Origin of the sequence: Sphingopyxis sp., from assembly GCF_050725615.1 — a bacterium.
GTDB lineage: Bacteria > Pseudomonadota > Alphaproteobacteria > Sphingomonadales > Sphingomonadaceae > Sphingopyxis.
The window spans coordinates 1-25,122 of record NZ_JBOHHU010000025.1; the positions used below are offsets into that span (position 1 = coordinate 1).

Sequence of the window (25,122 nt, forward strand, 5' to 3'; positions counted from 1 at the left end):
GGGCGCGCGCCCTTTCCCGAGCCGCAGCAGGTCGACCTGCCCAAGACCGATTTGAAACAGCTCGCGGGGCGCACCGAAATCTGGCTCGAGGCGCAGCGCCCGGCGCTGCCCGCCCCGGCGCGCCAGCTCGTCGACGGGATCGGGGTGCAGCTCGACCTGCTCGCACCGCAGCTCCAGACGCTCGACGCCTCCTCCCCCGCCGCCGCGAATATCCGCAAGCTGGTCGGCGAGGATCTGCCCGAACTCGTCGCGGGCTATCAGCGCATCCCGGCGGGCCTGCGCGCCGAAGCCCATGCCGGACGCACCCCCGACGAAACGCTCGTCGGCGGCCTCAAAACGCTGGAGAGCGAGATCGGCCACGCCGCGCGCAGCCTGGCGGCGGGCGAACTCGACAAGCTGGCGACGCGCGAGCGCTATCTGCAGCTCAAATATCAGGGCATCGACGGCGAGGACAGCTGAGCGCCCTTGATCGCCGCCAATCCCGCCCGCTTGCCAAGTCATTGGGCGCGCGGCACATAGCATCATGCTCGACCAGTTTTTCGCCCCCGAAAATGCGATCTTCAGCGCCGCCTTGCTGCTGATGCTGCTGATCGGCGCCGTCCAGGCGCTGGGCATCGTCGGCGATGTCGACGGCGCGCATGTCGGCGACCATGACGGCGACGCCGGCGCGGCCGAGGCGCTGCTCGCCTGGGCAGGGATCGGCCGCATTCCCTTTCTGATGTGGCTCGTCGTCTTCCTCGCGCTGTTCGGGACGATCGGGCTGGGGTTGCAGCAATTGATCACGGCGCTGACCGGCGGGCCGGGATCGGCGCTATTGATGGCGCCGGTCACCGCCGTCGCCGCCCTGCCCCCCGCCGGCGCCGCCGCGCGGGTCATCGCGCGGGTGTTTCCGGGCATCGAGACCACCGCGATCGACCGCGACGAATTGATCGGCACGCGCGCCACCATCACCGTCGGCACCGCATCGCCGGGCAACCCCGCCCCCGCCAAATGTATCGACCGCCACGGCCAGCCGCACCAGATCATGGTCGAACCCGACAGCGCCGACCAGATTTTCCAGACCGGCGAGACGGTGTTGCTGGTCAAACGCGAAGGCGAGACCTTCAAGGGATTTTCCAACGGCGATTTCTATTTACCCCGCCTCGACTGACCCTAAGATCAGACCCGGGTGCTTCCAATTTCGGAAGCCGAATCAACAGCAACGGGGCTTTCGATGATTGAAATCGCGATTTACGCCGGCATCGGTCTTGCCGTCCTCCTGATACTGGGACTGATCATCACGCGGCTGTACCGCCGCGCGACCAAGGAAATCGCCTTTGTCCGCACGGGCTTTCGCGGCGAACGCGTGATCATGAACGGCGGCGCGCTGGTGCTGCCGGTGCTGCACGAAACCATGCCGGTGAACATGAACACGGTGCGGCTGGCGGTCGAGCGCAAGAATGTCGACGCGCTGATCACGCTCGACCGGCTGCGCATCGATGTGAAGGCCGAATTTTACGTGCGCGTGCGGCCCGATGCCGGCGCGATCGGGATGGCGGCGCAGACCCTGGGTCTGCGCACGATGAATCCCGAGGCGCTGAAGGATCTGGTCGAAGGCAAGTTCGTCGACGCGCTGCGCTCGGTCGCGGCGGGCATGACGATGAACCAGCTGCACGAGCAGCGCGCCGATTTTGTGCAGAAGGTGCAGCAGGTCAGCTCGAACGACCTGTCGATGAACGGGCTGGAGCTCGAATCGGTGTCGCTGACCGGGCTCGACCAGACCTCGATCGAGCATTTCAACGCGAACAACGCCTTCGACGCCGAGGGCCTGACCAAGCTGACCGAGCAGATCGAGCTGCGCAAGAAGGCGCGCAACGATATCGAGCAGGACACCCGCGTCCAGATCGAGACCAAGAATCTGGAGGCCGACAAGCGCAGCTTCGAGATCAGCCGCGACAATGAATTCGCGCGGCTGGAGCAGGAGCGCGAGGTCGAAATGCGCCGCGCCGTGCAGGCGGCCGAGATCGCCCGCGAACAGGCGCAGCGCAATCAGGAGGCCGAGGGCGCGCGCATCCAGGCCAAGCAGCTGGTCGACGCCAAGCAGATCGAGGCCGATCGCGCGATCGAGGAAGCGCGCATCGCGCAGGAGCAGGCGGTCGAGCTGGCGCGGCAGGAACAGCAGATCCTGATCCAGAACAAGAGCCGCGAGGAAAGCCAGGCGCGCGGTGAGGCGGACGAGGCGCGCGCCGTCGCGGTTGCCGCCGAGGAACAGGTGGCAACCGCGCGCGAGACCGAGATCGCCGAGCGTTCGAAGCGGATCGAGCTCATCGAGGCGGCGAAGGAAGCCGAGCGGCAGGCGATTTCGGTGAAGGTGCAGGCCGAGGCGGAGAAAGAGGCGGCCTCGAACCGCGCATCGGCACTGCGTTTCGAGGCCGAGGGCGAAGCCGACGCCGAGAAATTGCGCGCCGAGGCGGCGCGGGTGCGCTTCGAGGTCGAGGCGGCGGGCCAGCGCGCGATCAACGAGGCGGCGAACATCCTGTCGTCGAACCAGATTTCGCTGCAGACCAAGATGGCGCTGCTGAAAGTCCTGCCCGAGGTGGTGCGCGAAGCCGCCAAGCCGATGGAGGCGATCGATTCGATCAAGATCGTGCAGGTCGACGGCATCACCCAGAACGGCGGCGGCGCGGCCGGAGCCGGCGACAATGGCGGCGGGGGTGGCGGCGGCAACCTCGCGAGCAACGCGGTGTCGGCGGCGCTCGCCTATCGCGCGCAGGCGCCGGTGATCGACGGGCTGATGAAGGAACTGGGTTTCGACGGCGGCTCGCTCGACGCGCTGATCGGTGGGGCAACGACTGAGGCTGGGGTACCCGTCGCGGCTCCTGCCGCGCGCGCCGCCCGCAAGCCGCGCGCGGCGCCGTCCGAAGCGGTCGCCGACGAAAACGACGAAAGCTGAAGACCCGTTCGGTCGCATCTTAAACCGTAGCCCTGAGCCTGTCGAAGGGCGCCCATCCGAGAGGCGCCCTTCGACAGGCTCAGGGCTACGGTAATTGGCGAACGGCTTTCTTTGCCTGCAACCTTGGATTAGGTGGAGGAAGCGGGGGCGAAGATGACGACAGCGACGAGCGAGATCGGCGAAGAGGCGCGCTACCGCGCCTTCTTCAGCTACGCCCGCGCCGACGGCAAGCTGGCCGCGAAACTCCACCGCTTCCTCGACAGCTATAAAGTCCCCAAGGCGCTGCAGGGCATGGCGGGCAAACGCGGGCCGGTGCCCGCGACCTTGCACCCGATTTTTCGCGATCGCGAGGATCTGGCGGGCGGCGGCGAGCTTGGCGACCGGCTGCGCGCGGCGCTCGAATCGAGCGAAGCGCTGATCATATTATGCACCCCCAATTCGGCGCGGAGCCACTGGGTCGACGAGGAAATCCGACTGTTTCGCGCCAAGAACGGCAATGACGCGATCTTCCCCGTCATCGGCGACGGCGACCCCGACAGCGACGATCCCGATGTGCAGTGCATGCCGCCTGCCTTGCGCGAAACTTCGGTGCTCGCCGCCGACCTGCGCGATATCCGAAAGGAAACGGGGCATATCATCGGCGACGGCGCGGCGGGCGGGCGGCAGAAACTGCTCGCCGGGCTGCTCGGGCTCGACCTCGACCAGCTGCGGCGGCGCGAGGAAGCGCGGCGGCGGCGGCAGATGGTGGCGATGGCGGGCGCGCTCGCGCTGTTCATCGCGCTGGCGGGGGTGGCGACGGCGCTGGGCTTCGCGGCGAACAGCAGCGCGCGCGACGCCGAACAGCAGCGCATCCTCGCCGAGAAACAGGCCGATCGGGCGCGCCGGGGCGAGGCGCTGGCGCAGCAGCGCGCCGAAGCCGAAGCGCTGGCGCGATCGCGCGAAAGCGCGGCGCGCAAATTTGCCGACGAACAGCGCAAATTGGCCGAGCAGCAACGCGCTCTGGCGCTCGCCAACGCCGCCGAGGCGCAGCGCCAGACCGGCATCGCGCGCAGCAACGCCGCCCGCGCCGAGGCGCAATTCGCCCGCGCGCAAGGCGCGCTCGCCGACAGCTTCGCGCAGCGTGGGCTGGCCGCCGCCGACGACGGCAAGACCGACCTCGCGCTGCGTTATGCGTTGGCAGGGGCGCGGATTTCGCCCGCCAGCATCCCCCAGCAGCGCGTCCTGCTCGCGCGCCTGATCGCCGAACCGCAGGCGACGGCGGGCTTCAGCAGCGGCGGCCGCGACGTCAGTTTCCTGGCCCTGAGCCCCGACGGCGCGCGCCTGATGACCTCGGGGCTCGACCAGGTGGCGCGGCTGTTCGACGCGCGCAGCGGGGCCCCGATCGCGCTCGGTCAGGCCGCGACCAAGGGGATGGTCGGCGCGTCGAAAGGCACCGTCGGGGTGCGCGGCGCGTCGCGCGGCATGAACGCCGACGCGGCGGTCGGCGGCACCAAATTGTCGAACAACTGGTTCAACGCCGACGGCAGCCGCTTCCTGATTTCGCTGGCGAACGGCAGTGTCGAACTGCGCGACAGCGCGACCGGTGCGGTCGTCACCCGGTTCGGCGACCATGATGGCCCGGTGCTGTCGGCGAGCTTTCACCCCGATGGCCAGCGCATCCTGACCGGGTCGCTCGACGAGAGCGCCCGGATCTGGAACCTGTCCGGCGAAAGGCTGGGCGAACCGATCCTGATCGACGGGCTGCGCTCGGCCGCCTGGGGTCCCGACGGATCGACGATCGTCACCATGTCGCTGAGCGAGGGGTTGCAGATCCGGCGCGGCGGCGCGCTGGTCGGCAGTCTGAGAAACGACGCACGCAATGCCGGCGCGCTCGCCATCGCCGCCGACGGCACGCATGCGATCGAGATCGACGCCGCCGGGGTCATCCGCCTGACCCGCATCGCCGACGGGCTGGTCGAGGTGAATTTGCCGCAGACGCGCCGCGTCGCCAACGGCGCCTTCGTCATCAGCGCCGATTCGCGGTTCGTCGCCGTGGGCGGCATCGACGGCCATGTCGCGGTCTGGGACATCGCGTCGCGCCAGCAGATCGCCGATTTCGAGGCGCACCGCAGCGCAGTCACCGCGCTGGGGCTGAGCCCCGACAACCGGCAACTGGCGACCGCCACCGCCGATGGCGCGGTTCGCATCTGGAACCTGACGCCGATATTCGGCGACTGGGCCGGGCTGGCGGGGTCGGCGTGCGGGATATTGCGCGGCGACAAAAGCCTGTTCACGCCCGACGAACGCGCCGCCGACCCGCTGATCGGCGCGGTGTGGGGCACGCGCGCGGTCTGCGGGCAATGAAACCCCATTCCCCTGCCCCGAAAGGGCGGGGAGAAGGCGGCCCTAAACCCCGCGCAACCTTTGCGTGCCGCCGAACCAGAGCAGCAGGATCAGCAGCAGCGGCGGCGCAAGCCCCCATTGCGCCGGGCCGGCGAGCGGCGCGAGCAGCGGCGTGCCCGAGAGCAGCCAGAGGCCGGCGAGCAGCGCCATCACGGCCAGCGCCTCGAAGGCGAAGCTGGTCCAGAAGCGCGCGCGGGCGCGGGCATAGGCGGCCTCGGCGTCGATCGCGCGGTCGACCCGGGCCGCGAAGGCGCGGTCGCCGGCACGCGCGGGCGGGGCGAGCATGGCGCTCAGCATCGCATCCATCGCGCTGTCGTCCGAACCGGTCATGCCGCGCCTCCTTCGCCGATCAGTTTCTGCGCCTTGGCGCGCCCGCGCAAGACCAGGGATTTGAGCGTGCCGAGCGGCACGCCCATGATCTCGGCGGCCTCGCCATGCGACCAGCCATGGCCGAAGCAGAGGGTGAGCGCGGCGCGTTCCGGCGCGGTGAGCGTGGCGAGCAGCCGGTCGGCGTCGATCGCGGCGTCGGTCGCGCCATGCGGATTGCTGCTGGTCGGGGCGTCATCGCGCAAGGCGAGGCTTTCGCGGCGTTTCGCGGTGCGGCGCTGGTCGAGGAACAGGCGCCAGCCGATCCCCATGACCCAGGCGGCGTAACTCCCCTGCCCGCGATAATCGCCCGCCCGGCGCCAGGCGCGGACGAACGCCTCTTGCGCGAGGTCGTCGCCATCGGCCTCGCTGCCCGCAGCGCGCGACAGAAAGGCGCGCAATCGCCCCTCGTGCCGCAGCACGAGGAGCTGGAAAGCGGCGCGGTCGCCCCCGGCAACGCGCTGGTTGAGCGCAATATCGGCATGGGCGTCCTCATCCCTGCGCAGCGGCCCGTTCCTCAGCAGCCGCAGCGCGCGCGAGGCGGCGGCGGACGAGCAGGGCGATACCAACGAAGGCGGGGAAGAGCGCGGCGCCGGCCGAGATGCGGATCAGTTCCTCATGCCCCTGGATCAGCCCGAAGCCCGCCATCGCGAGGCCGATCGCGATGAGGACGAGCGCATTGCGGTCGTCGCCGCCATTCGGCGTGGCGCTATTGCCGCCGAGCGCGCCGAGATGTTCATAGGGCTTGTTGAGCTTGTCGATCAGCGGCGCGACCGCGTCGGACTTGGCATCGAGCGCGCGGCGGATCGAGCGGTGGAGCATCCACGCATGGATGAGCCGCGCGAGCAGGAAAAAGCCGATGACGAACAGCGCGACCATCGTGATATTTTCCATCAGGCGGAAAAAGCTGTCGCTGACCGCGACGAACTCGGTGGTCGGCGGCGGCGGCGGCATGAAGGAGGCGATGTCGCGCGGGTCGATATAGCTTGCGACATCGGCCGCGCTGATCGCCTGCGCGGGCACGGTGACCGGCACCGTCGCCACGGCGGCGGCGGCGGGCGGGGCAGCCGGGGCGGCGACAGCAGCCGCCTGGGTCGCGGCCAAAAGATGGAACATCGTCTTTCTCCCTGCATGCCCGAAGGCATGGTGAAACCACAGGCGGCGACCGCGGGCAAGGCCGCTGAGGCAGGCCGCCCCGGGGAGAGCGGATGGCCGGTCGGGAACCGCGTCGCGGTCGCCGCAAGGACCGGCTGTCAGGGCCGGTCAGGGAGTAGACGGTGTGGGGTACGGGTTTGGATGCGGGGGTGCGGAAACTTTTTATAAAGCCCCTCCCCTTCAGGGGAGGGGTTGGGGTGGGGGCCTGCGAGATAGCGCAAGGTCGCCGGCCCCCACCTGCTGCGACTAAGGCAGCAAGCTGCCAAGTCTCGCTGCCCTCCCCTAAAGGGTAGGGCCTTTTCAGCTATCCCACCGTCCGCCGAGCGCGCGGAACAGATCGACCTGCGCGTCGGCGATGCGGGCATCGGCCAGCGCCAGCGCGCCCTCGGCCTCGGCGAAGGTGCGTTCGGCGTCGAGCGCCGCGAGGCCGTCGATCGCGCCCTCGCGCTGCTGCGCGCGGGTGATCCTGACCGCGATCCCGGCTTCGTCGCGCGCCGATTGCAGCGCGGTGCGGCGGTCGAGCATATGCGCGTAGGAGGAGAGAGCGGTCTCGGTTTCCTCGAGCGCGCGCAGGACAGTGCCGTCGAAGGTCGCAAGCGAGGCCTGGGTATCGGCCTCGGCGCCGGCGATCCGGCCGCGGATCGCCTCCTGGTTGCCGAAGCTCCAGTTGATCAGCGGGCCGAGCAGCCAGCGCAGCGGACCGCCGCCGAAGAGGTCGCCGAGCCCGCCGCTGGTCTGGCCGATCGAGCCGCCGAGCGTGACGCGCGGATAGAGGTCGGCGGTCGCGACCCCGATGCGCGCGGTCGCGGCGGCGAGGCGGCGTTCGGCGGCGGCCACGTCGGGACGCCTTGCCAGAAGCGCGGCGCCGTCGCCGACGGGGATCGGCTGGTCGAGGCGGAGCGTCGTCGTACGCGCCGCAGCTATCGGCGGCAAGTCCGCCGGGGTGCGCCCGGTGAGCGTCGCGAGGCGGAAGAGCGCGGCGTCGCGCTCGGCGGCGATCGCGGGGATGTCGGCGGCGCGCTGGTTGCGCAGCGCCGCGACGCGCGCGGTGTCGAGGCGGGTGGTGAGGCCGACTTCGGCGCGGCGTGCGGTGAGCTTCACCGACTGGTCGAGCAAGGCAACGATCCGTTCGGCGACGCCGAGCCGTTCGGCCGAAGAGGCGGCATCGGCATAGGCCCGCGCGGTTTCGGCAGCGACGGTGACACGCACTGCATCGGCGTCGGCCTCGGCCGCCGCGACATCGCCGCGTGCGGCCTCGACGCCGCGCGAGACACGGCCGAACAGATCGACCTCATAACCGACGGTGAGCCCGGCATCGACCTGCCACCCGGTGCGGTCGGCGCCTGCAGGGACTGAGCCTTCACTGACGCGGCCGTAATTCGCGCCGGCGCTGAGGTTGGTCGATGGCAGGCGGTCGCCGCGCACTTCGCGGAGCGCCGCGCGGGCCTTGGCGATGCGCGCCACCGCGACGCGGACGTCGGTGTTGGCGGCAAGCGCGTCGGCGACGAGAGTGTCGAGCACCGGGTCGTTATAGAGCCGCCACCAGTTCGCGTCGGCGGGCGCGGTGGTGGTGACCCCGGCCTTGGTCGAGAGGAAGGGGCCGGACGCCGTCACGGGGGAGGAGGGTGTGGCGAAGTCCGGCCCGACCGCGCACGCGGCGAGCGTGAACGCGGACACGGTGGCGATGAGAAAATTGCGCATGGGCTTTCTCCTTATTCGGCAGGCTGGAGCACGGGATCGGCGGAGCCGCCGCGACCGCGACGGGCGGCCAAGCGGTCGCCAAGCGTGCGGCAGACGACATAGAAGCTGGGCGTGTAGATCAGCCCGAAGAAGGTGACCCCGATCATCCCATAGAAGACCGCAGTGCCGAGCGCCTGGCGCAGTTCGTAGCCGGGTCCTGAGGCCCAGACGAGCGGCGCCACGCCGAGGATGAAGGCGAAGCTGGTCATCAGGATCGGACGGAGACGCGCACGCGCCGCCGCAACCGCCGCCTCGACGATGCTCGCGCCGCGTTCCTCGGCCTGCTTGGCAAATTCGACGATCAGGATCGCATTTTTCGCGGCGAGCGCGATCAGCACGATGAGGCCGATCTGGGTCAGGATATTGTTATCGAGACCCCGCAGATTCACCCCCGCCATCGCGGCGAGCAGGGTCATCGGCACGATCAGGATGATCGCGAGCGGCAAGGTCAGGCTTTCGAACTGCGCGGCGAGGACGAGAAAGACGAACACCACCGACAGCGCGAAGACCAGCGCGGCGACATTGCCCGCCGCCTTCTGCTGGAAGGCGAGGTCGGTCCATTCGGCCGAAAAGCCCGCAGGCAGGTCCTGAGCAACCTTGTCCATCACCGCGATCGCCTGACCCGTCGAATAACCGGCTGCGGTCTCGCCATCGACCTCGACCGCGGGGAAGAGGTTGTAGCGGGTGACGCGATAGGGGCCGGTCCGGTCGCTGAAGGTCGCGACCGCGCCGAGCGGCACCATCTGACCCGAGTTCGAGCGGGTCTTGAGCTGCGCGATGTCCGCCGGATCGTCGCGCGCCGCAGCCTCGGCCTGCGCGGTGACGCGGAAGGTGCGCCCGAGCAGGTTGAAGTCGTTGACATAGGCGGAGCCGAGATAGACCTGCAGCGCCTCGAACACCCGCGCCGGCGGCACCCCGAGCATGTCGGACTTGGCGCGGTCGATGTCGGCGTACACGCGCGGGGTCGCGGTGTTGTAGAGGGTGAAGACGTTGGCGAGCTGGCGCTGCTGGTGCGCGGCGCCGATCAGCTGGCCGCCCGCCTGCTCGAGCGCCTGATAGCCGGCGTCGCTGCGGTCCTGTACGATCATGCGGTAGCCGCCGCCGTTGCCGATGCCCTGGATGACGGGCGGCGGGATGACGAAGACGAAGGCGTCGTTCACGTCGGCGAGCGCGGCGCGCATGTCATTCTCGATATTGGCTTCGGTGCGGTCGGTGCCCGCACGCTCGGCAAAGGGCTTGAAGGTGACATAGGCCGCGCCGGCGTTCGAAGCCTGGGTGCCCGAGGCGCCGTCGAAGCCGGCGAACATCACCGCCGCCTCGGTGCCGGGCACCTCGAGCAGCTTCTTCACCACCTTCTTGAGCACCGCGTCGGTCTGCTGGATCGAGCTGCCCGGGGGGAGCTGGATCGCGGCGAGGGCATAGCCCTGGTCCTGCGCGGGGACGAAGCCCGCCGGCGTCGCCCAGAAGATTCCGGCGGTCGCGGCGATCAGCGCGCCATAGGTTAGGAACGCCTTGCGCGGGGCGGCGACGACGCGGCGCACGGTCGTCGCATACCAGTCGCTGAGCCGGTCGAAGCTGCGGTTGAACTTGTCGCCCGCCTGCCAGGCATAACGCCGCCATCCCGAGGCGGGCGCCTCGGTCGCGCGCGGACGGAGCAGCATCGCGGCGAGCGCGGGCGACAGGGTGAGCGACAGGATCAGCGAGATGACGGTGGCGGTGGCGATCGTCACCGCGAACTGGCGGTAAAATTCGCCGGTGATGCCGGTGAGGAAGGTCGTCGGCACGAACACCGCGCAGAGCACGAGCACGATCGCGACGAGCGCGCCCGACACTTCGTCCATCGAGGTGTGCGCGGCTTCGCGGGGTCTGAGGCCATGCTCCATATTACGCTCGACATTCTCGACGACGACGATCGCGTCGTCGACGACGATGCCGATCGCGAGCACCAGGCCGAACATCGACAGCGTGTTGAGCGAGTAACCGAGCGCGGCGAGCACCGCGAAGGTGCCGATCAGCGACACGGGAATCGCGATGACCGGGATGATCGCGGCGCGCCAGCTTTGCAGGAAGATCAGGATGACGAGGACGACGAGCAGCATCGCCTCGAGCAGGGTCTGCTGCACCGCGGACATCGATTCGCTGATGAACTCGGTCGGGTTCCAGATGATCTTATATTCGAGCCCCTTGGGAAAGCTCTTGGCCGCTTCGGCGAGCTCGGCCTTCACCCCCTCGGCGGCGGCGAGCGCGTTGGTGCCCGGCCGCTGGGTGACGCCCATGATGATCGAATCCTGGCCCGAGAGATAGGCGTTCACGCCATAATCCTCGGCCCCCAGTTCGACGCGCGCGACGTCGCTGAGCCGCGTGATCGCCCCGTCGGGCGCGGTGCGCACGATGATATTGGCGAACTCGTCGGCGGTCTTGAAGCGGCCTTGCGTCTCGACGCTGAGCTGGTGCGCGGCGCCGGTGTCGAAGGGCGGCTGGCCAACGGTGCCGGCGGCGACCTGGACATTCTGCTCGCGCAATGCCGTCACGATGTCGCCTGCGGTCAGGTTCAGCGCGGCGGCGCGGCCGGGGTCGATCCACACGCGCATCGCATAGTCGCGCGCGCCGAACACCTGAACGTCGCCGATGCCGTCGACACGGGTCAGCCGGTCCTTGAGCTGGGTCAGCGCATAGTTGGAGACATAGCTGCGGTCGAGCGAGCCGTCGGGCGAGAGGACGTTGACCGCCATCAGCCAGGAGGGCGAGGTCTTGCGCACGACGACGCCCTGCCGCCGCACTTCCTCGGGCAGGCTGGGCTCGGCGAGCGCGACGCGGTTCTGGACCAGCACCTGCGCGGTGTCGAGATCGGTGCCAAGCTTGAAGGTGACGGTGACCGTCAGCCGTCCGTCGCCGGTCGATTGCGACGATTGATAGAGCATATTGTCGACGCCGTTGATCTGCTGCTCGATCGGCGCGGCGACGGTGTCGGCGACGGTCTCGGCCGAGGCGCCGGGATAATTGGCGCTGACCGTCACCGTCGGCGGGACCACGGCAGGAAATTGCGACACCGGCAGCCCGAAATAGGCGAAGGCGCCGACGATCGTGATGATGATCGCGATCACGCCCGCGAAGATCGGGCGGCGGATGAAGAAATGGCTGAGACGCATGGCGAGCCTCCTCGGCCCACCAGGGGGCCGGCAGATGGTTTAATCGGATTGGGCGGTGCCGCGCCGGACGGGGCCGGCGCGGTTCACGGACTTGGTTCGCGGACTTAGGGCGCGAGCGTCGCCTGCGACGCGGCGGGCGACTGGCCCTGACCGGTCGGCGCGGCGGGCGCGGCTTTCGGCCGGATCGTGGTGGGCTTGGCGGTCACCTTGCCGCCCGGCTGAGCGAACTGGATGCCCTGCACGATCACCCGGTCGTCCGCCTTCAGCCCCGAGCGGATGACGCGCAGCCCGGCGACGAGCGGACCGGTCTCGACCGGCCGCGCGGCGACGATGCCGTCCTTGCCGACGACGAACAATTGCTTGCGCGCCTGGTCGGTGCGCACGGCGGCGTCGGGAACGAGCAAGGCCGACACCGTGCCGCCCTGCGCGAGGCGCATGTTGCCGAACATGCCGGGGGTCAGGAAATAGTCGGGATTGTCGATCACCGCGCGGACGCGCAGCGTGCCCGAATTGGCGTTGATCGCATTGTCGGAGAAATCGACCCGGCCCTGCCAGCGATAGTCGCTTTCGTCCTGCAGCCGGATCTCGACCTGCTGCGCCGCAGCGGCGCCCGCCTGGCGCTCGCGCTGCGCCTTGAGGAACAAGGCCTCCGAACTGTCGAAGTTGAAATAGATCGGGTCGAGCGCGTTGATCGTGGTGAGCAAGCTGCCACCCGCGCCCTCGCCCGCCGCGACGAGGTTGCCCGAGTCGACGCGGCGATCGGAGATGCGGCCGCCGATCGGCGCGCGCACCTGGGTGAATTCGACGTCGAGCGACCGCGAGCGGACGCGGGCGTCGGCGGCGGCGAGCGCTGCCGAGGCGGCACGGACGCGGGCGTTGAGCTGGTCGAGATCGCTCTGCGACACCGCCTCGTCGGCGATCAGCCGGTTGGCGCGCGCGAGGTTGACGCGCGCAAGTTCGAGGTCGCTGCGCGCGCTCGCCGCATCGGCGCGCGCCTCGGCAAGCGCGGCGTTGAAGGGGCGCGCGTCGATCGTGAAGAGCAGCTGGCCCTTGCGGACGATCTGGCCGTCGGTGAAGTGGACGCCGACGAGCTGGCCCGAGACGCGCGGGCGCACCTCGACCGCGCGGCTCGCCTCGAAGCGGCCGACATAATCGTCCCATTGGGTGATGTCGCGTAGCAGCGGCGCGGCGACGGTGACGATCGGCACCGGCGGCGCGGCGACGGCGGCGTTATCGCGGCTGGTGAAGGCGTAGCCGCCGGCGACGAGGAGTGCGAGCGGCAGGCCGACAGCCAGGCCGCGACGCCAGCGGCGGGGGGGCCTGGCGGCGATGGCGGCCGTACCGGGGACGAGTTCGACCTCCCGCGCTTTCGCGCGGTCGAAGGGAGAGAGCATGTTCATGGGTCTTACTTTCGGAAGAGGCGCGTGCTGAGCACGTCGGCGACGCGGCGGCCGAGCAGGTCATAATGGTCGGTGGTGAAACCGGCGGCGAGGAAGGCGTCGATCTGCACCGTGGTCACGGCATAGCCATGGTGCCAGGTGAGCACCGCCATGCGGCGCAGCGCCTCGAGCTTCGGGTCGGCGAGACGGCGGTTATAGCTGTCGCCGAAGATCGCGCCGAGCAGACGACCCGCGCGGCCGGGCTCACGGAGCGATGATGGCCGGTCGTGACGCGCGAGCATCACGACCGACCATTCGAGCGCCGAAAAGCCAGCGGGTTTGGCTTTGGGCGCCGCGAGCGCCGCCACGGGGGCAAGGGCGGCGACACGAGCGGGAGCAAGGGCGAAATCGAGCGCTTCGTTGACAGCAAGATAGGCCATGGTTGTCCTCCTTGGATGGGGGTGCCGGGCGCAAGGGGGCTCAGGCCCCGGGACGCTTGCGCCCGGCGAGGGGAGATTTTGGATAAGCGAAAGGGTTCGTCCGCCGCGTGAAAACGGGGTCCGTCGCCGGTCGCGATTATGTTGCTTATGTGCCCGGGTGATCCCTAGGCGGTTCTACATGTCCGTTTGCGCATCGGCGTTCCCTTCGCGTCCTCGCAGCCGGTCGAACCGTCCAGCCACCTTCTGTACTGTCCGGTATATAACCTGAATCAGCGCCGCGTCAAGAGTTTTATACCGACCGGTACGAAATAATTTTCATCCGCCGTTCAGGCGCGCATGGGTCAGGCGCTGGGCCAGAGCATCATGCTGGTGTCGACCAGCCGTTCGAGCTCGGCGCGGGTGGCGCCGGCGCCGGCCTGGACGGTGATGCCCTGAAGCAAAGCATAGAGCACGCTGGTCAGTCCCTCGGCATCGACATGCGCGGGAATGTCGCCCTCGGCCTTGGCGCGCTCGAAGCGCTCGACGAGCAGGCGCTGCGACGAGGCGCGGCGGCGCACGACATCGGCCTTGATCGACTCGGCCTCGGGGCTGCAGGCGAGCGACGAGATCAGCCCCATGCACCCCTTCGGGTCGCTGGCGCCGCCATGGATTTCGATCGCGCCGCGCAGATAATGTTCGGCGACCTTGCGCGCCGTCGGCTGTTCGAGCGCGGCGCGGCCATATTCGAGCTTTTCCTGCTCGTACAAATCCAACGCCTTGTGAAACAAGGCTTCCTTGTTCCCGAAGGCGGCGTAGAGGCTGGGCTTGGTGATACCCATCGCCTCGGTCAGGTCGGTCATCGACGCGCCGTCATAGCCCTTGGCCCAGAAGACGTGGAGCGCCGAGGCGAGCGCCTGATCGACGCAGAATTCGCGCGGACGACCCTTCTGCGTCGAGGCGGGGGCGGAGATGACATCCTGTTCCATAACGGTCGGTATATAATATGCCGCCCGAAAAAGTCCAGTGGGGGGCGTCTACAGCCCCTCGCCGCCCGTCCAATGCGCATTGACCAGCCGCCGCGCGAGCGCGCTCACCTGGTTGCGGATGTCGGGCACCGCGACCACCTCCCACAGGTCGCCGCGCGTCATCGGTCCGATCGCGAGGATATGGTCGGAAGCGCGGCCCTCGCGATTCATGACATGGCCGTCGCGATCGATATCGAGCCCGAGGCGCAGCGCGTCGGGACGGATCACCCCCTGCTTGAGCAGGCGGCGCACCAGCGGGTCGGTCGCGCGCAAGAGGTCGCCCTGCGGCCCGGTGCAATTGATGATCCGCGCGACGTCAAGCCGCCGGGTGCGGTCCTCGCCGCGCGAGCGCCAGTGCACCGCGACATTGTCGGGCTCGCTGACGACGTCGTCGATCTTGCCGGCGCGAAAGACGAGCTGGCGCCGGGCGATCAGCGCGTCGATGCGATCGGCGACCTCGGGCGCGAGGCGGTGGCGGTGGACGTCCCAGAAGGGGCGCAGGTGGCGGAGGAAGCGCGCGCGTTTGCCGGCATCGGCCGAGGCCCACATCATCTGGGTGATCGGGCGGATCGAATCGACCGCGAGCCGCCAGTCGGCCCGGCGCGCCGCCTCGCGGCCCCAGCGCACCAGATCGGACAGCTCGGGCGCGGGTCTGGCGAGGACCGGCCGAACCGGCGCCAGCCCGTCGACATGGCGATGCGGGCGGAGACCGCGGCGCGACATCGCGACGATCCTGCCGTCGAAACCGTTTGCGGTGAGCCGCAGGATGACGTCGATCGCGGTCAGCCCGGTGCCGACGACCAGCACCGTCTGATGTTGGCGCAACCCCTCGGCGAGCGGGCTCGCCCAGGGATCGCCGACATAGCGCCAGGGGGTCAGCCCGGCGCCGGCGATCGCGGGATGATCGTGCGGCGGCAGGTTGCCGATCGCGAGCGCCACCTTGTCGGCCTCGACCAGCCCGCCATTGACGAGCCCGAGCGTGACCTTGCCGTGGCGCTCCTCGATGTCGAGCACCTCGTCGTCGATCAGTTGCAGCCGCCGGCCATATTTTTCCATCGCCGCCGCGAGCGTTTCGCGCAGGTAATTGCCATAGGTCGCGCGGCTGACGAAGGCCTTCTCGCAGCCCAGCCCGCGCGCGGCGAGCCAATCGCAGAAATGGCCCGGGCGATCGGGAAAGGCGCTCATATTGCCCGCGCGCACGTTGAGCAGATGGGTCTGATCGAAACTGCTGTACGCGACCCCGGCGCCCATCCGCCGCCGGTCGCGCTCGATCAGCAGCACCTCGACATCCTCCTGCTCGAGCAGGTTGATCGCGAGCAGCGTTCCCGAAAAGCCCGCGCCGACGATGGCGACGCGGGTGGCGGTGCGAAAGCGCGGGCGCGGACCCTGCAGCATCGTGCCGTCGAACTTCACCGCGTCACCACATCGCCCGACACGGTGACCCGTTCGAGCGCGCGATATGCGGGCCAATAGTCGCCGACCGCATAATGCTGGGTCGAGCGATTGTCCCAGATGCCGATCGCGTTCGGCGTCCAGCGGAAACGCACCTGATATTCGGGGACCTTGATGCGGTCGAAGAGCAATTTGAGCAGCGTGTCGCTCTCCTCCTCGGGGATATCGACGATGCGGCTGGTGAAGGTGTAGTTGACGTAGAAGATCTTCTCGCCGGTTTCGGGATGGGTGCGCACCACCGGGTGACGCACCGGCGGGAAGTCGCGCGCGAGCTGGGCGCGCTTTTCCTCCGACACGCGGCCGCCGAAGCTGCGCACGATATCATGCTCGGCCTCCAGCCCTTCGATGCGATCCTTCACCGGCTGCGGCAGCCCCGCATAGGCGGCGGCGGTGTCGGCCCACATCGTGTCGCCGCCGAGCGGCGGCAACACTCGCGCGCGCAGGATCGAGGCGATCGACGGCTTCTGCCGGAAGGTCACGTCGGTGTGCCATTTGTTATAGGCCTGAAACGGCGCGAGCGTCTCGGCGGTGAGCTGCACGCCTTCGACGCCCTCGATCCGCAATATTTCGCGATAACCGCCGACATGCGGGATGACCGGATGGCCTTCGAGCTCGCCGAACAGCGCGCCGAGCCGGACATGGCTCTCGTGGCTGATGTCCTGGTCGCGGAAGAAGATCACCTTGAAGCGCAGCCAGGCGGCGCGCAGCCAGGCGGCCTCGGCCGATGTCAGCGGCTGGTCGAGGTCGAGCCCGGCAATCTCGGCGCCCAGCGTCGGGGTCAGCGGCGAAAGGACAATGCCGAGGGTGCGGGCCTGGTCGAATATATCGGGAGTCTGCGGCAGCGTGGCCATGGCGCGATCCTTTTTGTCAAAGCGACGTGGGGGATCGGTCGAATCGTCACGTCCCGATACCCGGCACGATAACTCAACTATATTAATTGACAAGAACGAAGCGACAACCCGCGCGATTTGCACGACTGGTCGCGAAGCGCCGCCCCGGCTAGCGGATATCGACCAGCCAGGGCGCGCCGGGGCGTTCGCCGAAATTTGTGATGCGGCCGGTGAAGCGGGTGATGATGTCCGCCGCCGTCCGCGCGTGCTGCGACGGCTTCACCGACGTGAACGTCCCGCCGCCCGCAAGCGCGAAGGGCAGCAGCAGCTGATCGGCCAGATAGGGTCCGGCAAAGGCGGTGCTTTCGATATAGCCCGCCATCCGCTGCGCCGCAGTCTTGGCGAGCGATTCGGCGCTCACGCCAAGCTTGCCGAAACCGCTGACGATTTCGGTGACATGCTCATATTCGGCTTCGAGCAACAGGATATTGCCCGGCCCCTGCTCGTCGGGAAGCTGGCGCACCACGATCGCCCCCTCGTCCCAGCCGAGCGTCTTTTGCGCTGCCTTGATCTCGCGCGCCGCGATGTCGAAGGGCAGACTCGCAAAGCGCGCCTCGCCCGACAGCGCGCGCAGCGCGCCGCGCTCGGTCGCCTCGATCGGGCGCAGCGGCGCCGGCGCGATGTCGACCTCGATCCGGCCGCCGCCGCGCGGGTAAAAGCCATGGCGGACCAGCCGCGCCGTCACGGTCGGGCCCATGCGATGGACCACCGGCAGGAAACAGCGGTCGATGAAATCGAACGGCGGCGCGAGCATGTTGTGCGTGCCGCCCTCCAGCACGACGCGCGACGGCCCGCCCGCGAGGATCAGCGGCAGCAGGATCGTCTGGAGCACCAGCCCGGTGCTGCCGGCGGTGCCGACCGCGAAATGATAGTCGCCCGGAGTGACGCGGCCGGGGTGAAATTCGATCTCGGACGTGCCGACGAACAGCCCGTCGCAGCGCGCGCCGCCGATCTGCAGCGCCGCCTCGACGGCGGTGACATGCTGGCGCATCAGCCCCGGCTTCGACCGCTTGCCGCGCGCGTTGACGATGCGGAACGGCTGGCCGGTGACGAGCGACAGCGCGACGCTGTTGCGCACGACCTGCCCCCCGCCCTCGCCTTCGGATCCGTCGATGATGATCATTGTTCGTCTACCAATTCCAGAAACAGTTCATTCGCTTCGGCCGCGAACGCCTCGCTCGGCGGCCGCGCCGGCACCTCGCCCGCGCGCCCCAGTTCGTCGGCGATCAGCGTGTCGATTTCGGGGACGCGCGCGATCGGCCCCGCCTCGCGCGTGTCCGCCTTCAACGCCACCAGCCGCTCGATCTCTTCGCGGGTCGATGAGGGCAGGTCGGCCTCGTCCATCAATTGCTGCAATTGCATCGGCGGCCGGCGCGAGGGATCACGGCGCAGCACACGGATCGCCAGCGCCGGGCGCAGCGCATAGAAATAGCGCTTCACCGAAACCTCCTGCGCATCCTGCAACCAGCGCGCGACCGACGTCCGCCCGAGCTTCGCATAATGCAGCGCAAAGCCGTTCGGATCGAAATGCCGATCCTTCAGCGCGGCCATCCGCGCGATCACGGGATCAGCGTCGCGATACTCGATCGGCGATTCGATCCATTCGGACAGGACCGAATTGTTGCGCAGCATCAGCCCCAGCGCCTTGCGGATATCCCAGCCGTTGAGGTCGATCTCGTCGACGATCGGCCGCTCGATCACGTCGCGCACCGGGCTCAGCGCCAGATAGTCGCGGCGCGGCCGGACATAGAGGAAGCGCACGTCATAATCGCTGTCGGGCGACGGGAAACCCCACGCCCGCGACCCCGATTCGATCACGAGCAGCAGGCGCACGCCATCCTCCGCCTCGACGGCGGACAGGCGGGTTTCGATTTCTTGCCGGATGGCGGGTTCGATACTCATCTTTTCCAACTATTGTTCATAATGTCCGGCGGACCAAGGCATCCACCAGAAACACCAAGACTTTGTCCTCCGGTCATCGGACGGAGCGATACCGAAATCGCCGTTCCCGACCTCCACATCGGCAAAGGCGGCACGCAAATCGCACATCTGTTCGTTGCCAAAGGTCAGAAACAACCGGTCGCCATCCTCAACCATCGTCACCTCGCCTGCATCGGGTCGGAAGGCGACGCGCATCGAGCAGAACCGATCCGGTTTGGTCTCGCCATAGTTGGGAACCGACGAAATCGCCGGTGTCACCTGGCCGAGCCGCATCGTCCGATGACAAGCTTCGCCGCCCACCATCCGGTCGATGAGGTCGCAGATCGAACGGCACCCCGCCGGATCGCCGGTGAAATGCCATTCGCCCGCATGCTTGTTGCGTTTCGGATAGCGCCAGACGAAAATCTGGCCGTCCTGCCGCCATTCGGCGACCCGGTCGCACATGATGTCCCCCTTGGGCGGCGGCGTGAAGGGGATCACCCCTTCACGCACACCACCTGCTTCAGCGTATGGACGATCTCGACGAGGTCGGCCTGCGCAGCCATCACCGCCTCGATCGGCTTGTACGCCTTCGGCGTCTCGTCGATGACGCCTTCGTCCTTGCGGCATTCGACCCCCGCGGTGTCGGCGATATGCTCGTCGAGCGTGACGAGCTTCTTCGCCGCGGTGCGGCTCATGACACGGCCCGCGCCATGGCTGCAGCTATCGAACGACTCCGGGTTGCCCAGCCCGCGCACGATGAACGATTTCGCGCCCATCGAACCCGGGATGATCCCCATCGTGCCTTTCGCCGCGCGCACGGCACCTTTTCTGGTGACGAGGACATTCTCGCCGAAGTGATTCTCGCGCGTCACATAATTGTGATGGCAGTTCACCGCTTCGGCTTCGGCCTCGAAGGGCTTGGCGATCTGGCGCCGCAGCGCCGCGATCACATTCGCCATCATCATCCGCCGGTTCAGCGCCGCAAAGTCCTGCGCCCAGCCCACCGCCTCGACATAATCGTCGAAATGGTCGGTCCCTTCCGGGAAGTACGCCAGATCTTCGTCGGGCAGGTTGATGAACCATTTGCGCATGTCCTTCTTCGCCAGTTCGATGAAGTAGGTGCCGATCGCATTGCCGACGCCGCGCGACCCCGAATGGAGCATCACCCACACCCGCGCCTCGGTATCGAGGCACAGCTCGATGAAATGGTTTCCCGTCCCGAGCGTCCCCAGATGCGTGAGGTTGTTGGTGTTCTTCAGCCGCGGATGCTTGGCGACGATATGGCCGAAACGCTCGGCGAGCGTCGCCCAGGCGTCGACGATCGCCGCCGGCGGATCGCCCCACGAACCGGTGTCGCGCTTGCCGCGCCCGACCGACCGGCCGTGCGGCACCGCCGCCTCGATCGCGCTGCGAATATTCTCCAGATTGTCGGGCAGGTCGTGCGCCACCAGCGTCGTGCGCGCCGCCATCATGCCGCAGCCGATGTCGACCCCGACCGCCGCCGGGATCACCGCACCGCGGGTCGGGATCACCGATCCGACCGTCGCGCCGAGGCCGACATGGACGTCGGGCATCGCCGCGACATGCTTGAACACGAAGGGCATCTTTGCCGCCTTCGTCAGCTGCGCGCGCGCGGCGTCTTCGACGGGGACGCCGCGCGTCCACATCTTGACCGGGCGTCCGCCCTCGACATTGAGCACTTCGTATGTCGTCTGGGTCATGGCTGACCTCCTTCTTTCAATATCTTCATGGTGCCGGCGACGAGGCGTGGCGAGACATTTTTCCTGAGCTACCCCGGCAAGCCGGGGGCGGATTTGAACCGCCGACCTTCCACCCGGGGGTGGATGCTCTGACCCTGTAGTCCCGCCGGCATTCGCCGACTGTTATCCGGGTGCCGGCAACGAGGATCGATGAGACATTCAAGCCAGCGCGTAGGCGGAGCCCGCCACTGGCACCTTTGGAATGGAGTCCCACCGGCATTTGCCAGCCTATGTCGGTTCCGGCGACGAAAGTTCAGGGACGAGACGGCCCAGGGGGCCATCGTGACAGGATGGAGTCCCGTCCCGCATTCGCCGGCGTTCGGGTCGCCGTGGCGACGAGTTTTGGTGAGACGGCGGTCCTTAAGCTACGTTCCAGCGGCGGGATTCGAACCCGCATCTCCCCAGTCCGTTTCCGGGGCTGGGGCGCTTTACTCGTCGGACCTCGTTTGGGATGTAGCCCCACCGGCATTCGCCACGGCAATCCTGAAATTCCCTGGCGTCACGGCGACGAGGGATGGAAAAGACATGCCCTAGGGCTGGTGCTCTATCCGCTGAGCTACTGACCGTTTCCGGACAGGCGGGATTCGAACCCGCGACCCCCACATTCGAAGTGTAGTCCTTTCCGGCATTCGCCGTGACGCTCTTCTTCATATCTCCACTTCGTTGACAATCCCGACCCAATCGCGCGCCTGACCAGCGGCGAAACGCGCCATCGCGTCGAAAACCGCGTCGGTGAAACCACCGACATTCATGATGTCCGTACCGTCACGCGCTTGCGTCGTGCCATAGGGCTGGATGTCGATGCAGATCAGCTTTGCCGCCGGGTTCCGGCGCTTCAGCTTCGTCCACTCGTGCATCGTCGCCGTGGCGCCGCGCCGCGAGGGATCGATCCAGCTTTCATTGTCGGAGACAAGGATCACCATATCGACCGCCGCGCGTTCGGCGTTGAGCTTTGCCAGCGGCGCCGAGACATTGGTCCCGCCGCCGCCGATCGCCGCCAGCCGCGCCGCATTCACCGCGACCCGTGCAAACGGATCGAGCGCCAGTGGCACGACCCGCTCTTCGAACGGCATCACCCGCGCCTGACGGTTGCTGCGCAGCACCGCCGCCGCGACCAGCGCCGCGATGTCGATGCAGCGCACCGCCGAGGTTGCGCCCTTGCGGTATCCCGTCGCCGCCGAGCTCATCGAGCCCGAGACGTCGGGGCAGACCACAACCCGGCCCGGCAGCACCGGAACCTTGGCGAGCGACGCCTCCAGCGCCTTTTCGAGCGCCGCCTGCACCGCGAGCGGCACGCCATCTCCGACCTGCGTCATCGCGACCATCAACTGGTACGGCATCACCCGCGCCCGCTCGATCGCCCGGGGATCGCCGATCCGGTTCGCGACCATCTCGGTCACGCCCGGAAGCGCGAACGCCCCCTGGCGCGCCAGCGTGTTCAGGTTCATGCGCAGCGCCTGCCAGCCCATGCGGCCGGCGAGCGATGCCCATTGCCGGTCCGACAGCGGAAAGGCGGTCAGCCATTCGAAGGGCACCGGCGGCAGATCGCCGTCCGGCGCCTGCTTCCAGGCCTCGAACGCCGCGATTTCCACCGGCAGCGCCGCGACATCATAAGGCTTGCCGATCAACCAGCCGTAAAAGGCACGGCGGGTCGCATCGGCCGGCGCGGGGTGGACCATGCGGACGACATCGGCGAGGCTGGGGCTGGTGCCCGTCGCCGCCGCCATCAGGTCGCGCATCGACGCCTGCTCCAGCCACTGCTTGACCAGCCGCTTCGGCCGGGTGCCGAGCGACGAGCGCCCGACCACCCCCGACCGCATGATCTGCACGAAATTGCGCAGCATGCGGCCGTTGTCGATCACGCGGCCGAACACCGGCACCGCCAGGTCGGGATCGGCGACGGTCAGATAGGCCGTCAGCAAAGCCGGCATATCCTTCATCGCGCCCGACTGGCGGGCATAGATCGCCGCCCTGGCGACAAAGTCCGGCGACACCGCACGCGCCGCCGCGAGGACGTCGGTCAGCTGCGCATCGGCGGTCGCATAAAAACCATCGGCCAGCGTCCCGGTCGCCGCGAGCTGCGCCAGCCTGGCCTCGGGGCCATAGCTGTATGCCGCACCGCCGGCGTGGTTGACGGCATCGGTGCGCGGCAGGATCCGCGCCTTCAGCGATGCAAACAGGGTCGTGTTGGCCATGGCCATATCCTCAAAATCTTCGGCGGCTGCCGGGGGCGACCGGCCTATTCCGGCCGCCCCTGAACCGCGTCCGTCAGGCGATGTCCTGACCCCCTTAGCATTGCAGAAGGCGTGCCAGTTGCTCGGAAACGGCCGAGGAAATTCCATAATATATTGATTATACGACATAAATATAGATCGTGTGTCGCACGCCGGTCCGTCGCGCCGCTTGGGGGTGATCAAAATTTATAGACAATGATATCGGAACTTATATCATAGGATAAATGAAACCATTGGTCGTCATCGGATTTCTCGGCTCGACCCTCGACGCGAGCAAGTTCGGCCCGTCGCGCTGGGAAAAATGGCGCCCGTCGGTCGCGCTGACGATGCACGAGGATCTGCGCGTCGACCGGTTCGTGATGCTCCACGCCAGCCAGCACCGCCGCCTCGCCGACTATGTCGCGGCCGATATCGAATCGATTTCGCCCGAAACGCGCGTCGACCGCCGCATCATAGACCTGACCGATCCGTGGGATTTCGAGGAGGTCTATGGCGCCCTGCTCGACTTCGCCAACGCCTATCCCTTCGATCCCGAGGCCGAGGATTATCTGATCCACATCACCACGGGCACGCACGTCGCGCAGATCTGCCTGTTTCTGCTGACCGAGGCGCGCTTCCTGCCCGGCAAGCTGCTGCAGACCCAGCCGGTCGGGCGGGTGTCGGGCGCGGCGCCGGGCAAATGGGCGGCGATCGACCTCGACCTGTCGCGCTACGACAGCATCGCGACGCGCTTCGCCGCGGTGGCGGGCGAGAGCACCTCGTTCCTCAAATCGGGGATCGCGACGCGCAACCCGGCCTTCAACCGCATGATAGACGAGATCGAGCATGTCGCGAGCCGGTCGAAGGCGCCGATCCTGCTGATGGGACCGACCGGGGCGGGCAAGAGCCAACTCGCGCGGCGTATCCACGCACTCAAAAAGGCCAAGCATCAGGTCGCGGGGCCGTTCGTCGAGGTCAATTGCGCGACGCTGAAGGGCGACGGCGCGATGTCGGCGCTGTTCGGGCACCGCAAGGGCGCCTTCACCGGCGCGGTCGCCGAGCGCGCCGGGCTGCTCAAATCGGCCGATGGCGGCATCCTGTTCCTCGACGAGATCGCAGAACTCGGGCTCGACGAACAGGCGATGATCCTGCGCGCGATCGAGGACAAACGCTTCCTGCCGGTCGGCGCCGACAAGGAAAGCGCGTCCGATTTCCAGCTGATCGCGGGCACCAATTGCGACCTCGGCGGCGCGGTCGCCGCCGGGGCGTTTCGCGACGACCTGTTCGCAAGGCTCAACCTGTGGACCTTCGCGCTGCCCGGGCTTGCGCAGCGGCGCGAGGATATCGAGCCCAATCTCGACTATGAACTCGACCGCTTTGCCGAGCGCGAGGGGCAGCGGGTGAGCTTCAACAAGGAAGCGCGCCTGCGCTACCTGGCCTTCGCGACCTCGGCGGCGGCGAGTTGGCCGGGCAATTTCCGCGACCTCGCCGCCAGCGTCACCCGCATGGCGACCCTCGCCCCGACCGGCCGGATCGACAGCGACCAGGTCGATGGCGAAATCACGCGGCTGAGGGCGCTGTGGTCGGGGCAGGTCGCGGGCGCCGACGACGGCCTGGACGCGTTGCTGGGGCCGGAAGCGGTCGACGCGCTCGACCTGTTCGACCGTGTCCAGCTTGCCGAGGTCGTGCGCACCTGCCGCGCGTCGCGCAGCCTGTCGGAGGCCGGGCGCCTGTTGTTCGCGGCGTCGAAGGCGCGCCGCGCCAGCTCGAACGACGCCGACCGGCTGCGCAAATATCTCGCGCGCTTCGCCCTCGACTGGCGCGCGATCGCCGACGCCTGACGCCCGTCAGGCGATCGGCAGGGCGCTGGTCGACTTGATCTCCGACAAGGCCACCGTCGAGTTGATTTCCTGCACGCCGGGCAGTTTGCTCAGCCGGTCGAAGAAGAATTTTTCATAGGCGTCGATGTCCTTCGCTACGATGCGCAGCATGAAATCGGTGCTGCCCATCAGCACGAAGCAGTCGAGCACTTCGGGGAAATCGCGGATCGCAGCGCCAAATTCGTCGAGATTGGCGCGGCCGTGCGCGTTCAGCTTCACCTGCGCGAAGATATGCGCGTTGAGCCCGACCTTGCGCCGGTCGACGAGCGCGACGCGGGCGCGGATATAGCCGTCCTGCTCGAGCCGGTTGATCCGCCGCCAGCACGGCGTCGCCGACAGCCCCACCCGCTCGGCCAGCTCGGCAGTGGTGAGACTCGCGTCCTGCTGCAATTCGTGGAGGATTTTCTTCTCGAACGGATCAAGGTCAGTCATATCAACTCACATTTAGGCAATATGG

General features: G+C 68.0%; 20 protein-coding genes, 1 tRNA gene and 1 pseudogene. 5 read left to right on the top strand and 17 right to left on the bottom strand.

Features of this window, described 5'->3' with window-relative positions; all coding sequences use genetic code 11:
* The 4 genes and pseudogenes from ACREB7_RS07760 to ACREB7_RS07775 form a co-directional block, all read left to right on the top strand.
* A pseudogene (locus tag ACREB7_RS07760) lies at window positions 1–459 on the top strand (hypothetical protein); the annotation flags it as partial.
* A 64-nt stretch (window positions 460–523) separates the two neighbouring features.
* Window positions 524–1,150, top strand: a complete 627-nt coding sequence (locus ACREB7_RS07765; RefSeq protein WP_431591708.1) for an OB-fold-containig protein — start codon at window positions 524–526, stop codon at window positions 1,148–1,150.
* 63 nt (window positions 1,151–1,213) lie between these two features.
* Entirely contained in the window at window positions 1,214–2,932 is a 1,719-nt protein-coding gene (locus ACREB7_RS07770) for a flotillin family protein (protein WP_431591709.1), read from the top strand.
* A gap of 153 nt (window positions 2,933–3,085) precedes the next feature.
* Window positions 3,086–5,275, top strand: coding sequence for a toll/interleukin-1 receptor domain-containing protein (locus ACREB7_RS07775; RefSeq protein ID WP_431591710.1), 2,190 nt, complete (start codon window positions 3,086–3,088; stop codon window positions 5,273–5,275).
* 42 nt (window positions 5,276–5,317) lie between these two features.
* Here the strand turns inward: ACREB7_RS07775 and ACREB7_RS07780 are convergent, their stop codons facing one another.
* From ACREB7_RS07780 to ACREB7_RS07855, 16 genes are all read right to left on the bottom strand, one after another.
* Window positions 5,318–5,644 carry a hypothetical protein gene (locus tag ACREB7_RS07780; RefSeq protein WP_431591711.1) on the bottom strand — a complete coding sequence of 109 codons (327 nt, stop codon included), beginning with the start codon at window positions 5,642–5,644 and terminating at the stop codon, window positions 5,318–5,320.
* Window positions 5,641–6,249, bottom strand: a complete 609-nt coding sequence (locus ACREB7_RS07785) for an RNA polymerase sigma factor (protein WP_431591712.1) — start codon at window positions 6,247–6,249, stop codon at window positions 5,641–5,643. The genes ACREB7_RS07780 and ACREB7_RS07785 overlap by 4 nt, the downstream gene beginning before the upstream one ends.
* Window positions 6,173–6,796, bottom strand: a complete 624-nt coding sequence (locus ACREB7_RS07790) for a hypothetical protein (RefSeq protein ID WP_431591713.1) — start codon at window positions 6,794–6,796, stop codon at window positions 6,173–6,175. Before ACREB7_RS07790 ends, ACREB7_RS07785 begins: the two co-directional genes overlap by 77 nt.
* A gap of 339 nt (window positions 6,797–7,135) precedes the next feature.
* On the bottom strand, window positions 7,136–8,536 hold the full coding sequence (locus ACREB7_RS07795) for an efflux transporter outer membrane subunit (protein WP_431591714.1): 1,401 nt from the start codon (window positions 8,534–8,536) through the stop codon (window positions 7,136–7,138).
* An 11-nt stretch (window positions 8,537–8,547) separates the two neighbouring features.
* The gene (locus tag ACREB7_RS07800; protein WP_431591715.1) at window positions 8,548–11,724 is read right to left on the bottom strand and encodes an efflux RND transporter permease subunit; all 3,177 of its coding nucleotides are present in this window, start codon (window positions 11,722–11,724) and stop codon (window positions 8,548–8,550) included.
* 104 nt (window positions 11,725–11,828) lie between these two features.
* Window positions 11,829–13,124, bottom strand: a complete 1,296-nt coding sequence (locus ACREB7_RS07805; protein WP_431591716.1) for an efflux RND transporter periplasmic adaptor subunit — start codon at window positions 13,122–13,124, stop codon at window positions 11,829–11,831.
* A 5-nt stretch (window positions 13,125–13,129) separates the two neighbouring features.
* Window positions 13,130–13,543: a hypothetical protein gene (locus tag ACREB7_RS07810; protein ID WP_431591717.1), complete on the bottom strand. Its 414-nt coding sequence runs from the start codon at window positions 13,541–13,543 to the stop codon at window positions 13,130–13,132.
* Between the two features lie 341 nt (window positions 13,544–13,884).
* Entirely contained in the window at window positions 13,885–14,508 is a 624-nt protein-coding gene (locus ACREB7_RS07815) for a TetR/AcrR family transcriptional regulator (RefSeq protein ID WP_431591718.1), read from the bottom strand.
* Window positions 14,509–14,556: 48 nt separating this feature from the next.
* Window positions 14,557–15,960, bottom strand: a complete 1,404-nt coding sequence (locus ACREB7_RS07820; RefSeq protein ID WP_431591719.1) for an FAD/NAD(P)-binding protein — start codon at window positions 15,958–15,960, stop codon at window positions 14,557–14,559.
* The gene (locus ACREB7_RS07825; protein WP_431591720.1) at window positions 15,957–16,850 is read right to left on the bottom strand and encodes a TauD/TfdA dioxygenase family protein; all 894 of its coding nucleotides are present in this window, start codon (window positions 16,848–16,850) and stop codon (window positions 15,957–15,959) included. The genes ACREB7_RS07820 and ACREB7_RS07825 overlap by 4 nt, the downstream gene beginning before the upstream one ends.
* A gap of 148 nt (window positions 16,851–16,998) precedes the next feature.
* Window positions 16,999–18,012, bottom strand: a complete 1,014-nt coding sequence (rtcA, locus tag ACREB7_RS07830; protein WP_431591721.1) for an RNA 3'-terminal phosphate cyclase — start codon at window positions 18,010–18,012, stop codon at window positions 16,999–17,001.
* Window positions 18,009–18,791 carry a nucleotidyltransferase domain-containing protein gene (locus ACREB7_RS07835; RefSeq protein ID WP_431591722.1) on the bottom strand — a complete coding sequence of 261 codons (783 nt, stop codon included), beginning with the start codon at window positions 18,789–18,791 and terminating at the stop codon, window positions 18,009–18,011. Before ACREB7_RS07835 ends, rtcA begins: the two co-directional genes overlap by 4 nt.
* Before the next feature lie 9 nt (window positions 18,792–18,800).
* Entirely contained in the window at window positions 18,801–19,274 is a 474-nt protein-coding gene (locus ACREB7_RS07840) for a hypothetical protein (RefSeq protein WP_431591723.1), read from the bottom strand.
* A 32-nt stretch (window positions 19,275–19,306) separates the two neighbouring features.
* The gene (locus ACREB7_RS07845; protein WP_431591724.1) at window positions 19,307–20,533 is read right to left on the bottom strand and encodes an RtcB family protein; all 1,227 of its coding nucleotides are present in this window, start codon (window positions 20,531–20,533) and stop codon (window positions 19,307–19,309) included.
* Between the two features lie 607 nt (window positions 20,534–21,140).
* Window positions 21,141–21,205 (bottom strand) — tRNA-Arg (locus tag ACREB7_RS07850).
* Between the two features lie 14 nt (window positions 21,206–21,219).
* Complete coding sequence (locus ACREB7_RS07855; protein WP_431591725.1) at window positions 21,220–22,767, bottom strand: RNA-binding protein; 1,548 nt, start codon at window positions 22,765–22,767, stop codon at window positions 21,220–21,222.
* 263 nt (window positions 22,768–23,030) lie between these two features.
* Here ACREB7_RS07855 and rtcR point away from each other — a divergent pair, with 263 nt between their 5' ends.
* Window positions 23,031–24,626: an RNA repair transcriptional activator RtcR gene (gene rtcR / locus ACREB7_RS07860; protein ID WP_431591726.1), complete on the top strand. Its 1,596-nt coding sequence runs from the start codon at window positions 23,031–23,033 to the stop codon at window positions 24,624–24,626.
* A gap of 6 nt (window positions 24,627–24,632) precedes the next feature.
* On the opposite strand, the gene ACREB7_RS07865 is transcribed toward rtcR, so the two are convergent.
* Entirely contained in the window at window positions 24,633–25,097 is a 465-nt protein-coding gene (locus ACREB7_RS07865) for an Lrp/AsnC family transcriptional regulator (protein WP_431591727.1), read from the bottom strand.
* Window positions 25,098–25,122: the final 25 nt, after the last annotated feature.

Coding starts and splice junctions, on each gene's coding strand:
- ACREB7_RS07795 (WP_431591714.1), bottom strand. CDS start 8,536: ATGCGCAATTTTCTCATCGCCACCGTGTCCGCGTTCACGCTCGCCGCG.
- rtcR (WP_431591726.1), top strand. CDS start 23,031: ATGAAACCATTGGTCGTCATCGGATTTCTCGGCTCGACCCTCGACGCG.
- ACREB7_RS07775 (WP_431591710.1), top strand. CDS start 3,086: ATGACGACAGCGACGAGCGAGATCGGCGAAGAGGCGCGCTACCGCGCC.
- ACREB7_RS07865 (WP_431591727.1), bottom strand. CDS start 25,097: ATGACTGACCTTGATCCGTTCGAGAAGAAAATCCTCCACGAATTGCAG.
- rtcA (WP_431591721.1), bottom strand. CDS start 18,012: ATGATCATCATCGACGGATCCGAAGGCGAGGGCGGGGGGCAGGTCGTG.
- ACREB7_RS07855 (WP_431591725.1), bottom strand. CDS start 22,767: ATGGCCAACACGACCCTGTTTGCATCGCTGAAGGCGCGGATCCTGCCG.
- ACREB7_RS07810 (WP_431591717.1), bottom strand. CDS start 13,543: ATGGCCTATCTTGCTGTCAACGAAGCGCTCGATTTCGCCCTTGCTCCC.
- ACREB7_RS07805 (WP_431591716.1), bottom strand. CDS start 13,124: ATGAACATGCTCTCTCCCTTCGACCGCGCGAAAGCGCGGGAGGTCGAA.
- ACREB7_RS07790 (WP_431591713.1), bottom strand. CDS start 6,796: ATGTTCCATCTTTTGGCCGCGACCCAGGCGGCTGCTGTCGCCGCCCCG.
- ACREB7_RS07835 (WP_431591722.1), bottom strand. CDS start 18,791: ATGAGTATCGAACCCGCCATCCGGCAAGAAATCGAAACCCGCCTGTCC.
- ACREB7_RS07840 (WP_431591723.1), bottom strand. CDS start 19,274: ATGTGCGACCGGGTCGCCGAATGGCGGCAGGACGGCCAGATTTTCGTC.
- ACREB7_RS07770 (WP_431591709.1), top strand. CDS start 1,214: ATGATTGAAATCGCGATTTACGCCGGCATCGGTCTTGCCGTCCTCCTG.
- ACREB7_RS07825 (WP_431591720.1), bottom strand. CDS start 16,850: ATGGCCACGCTGCCGCAGACTCCCGATATATTCGACCAGGCCCGCACC.
- ACREB7_RS07845 (WP_431591724.1), bottom strand. CDS start 20,533: ATGACCCAGACGACATACGAAGTGCTCAATGTCGAGGGCGGACGCCCG.
- ACREB7_RS07800 (WP_431591715.1), bottom strand. CDS start 11,724: ATGCGTCTCAGCCATTTCTTCATCCGCCGCCCGATCTTCGCGGGCGTG.
- ACREB7_RS07780 (WP_431591711.1), bottom strand. CDS start 5,644: ATGACCGGTTCGGACGACAGCGCGATGGATGCGATGCTGAGCGCCATG.
- ACREB7_RS07765 (WP_431591708.1), top strand. CDS start 524: ATGCTCGACCAGTTTTTCGCCCCCGAAAATGCGATCTTCAGCGCCGCC.
- ACREB7_RS07815 (WP_431591718.1), bottom strand. CDS start 14,508: ATGGAACAGGATGTCATCTCCGCCCCCGCCTCGACGCAGAAGGGTCGT.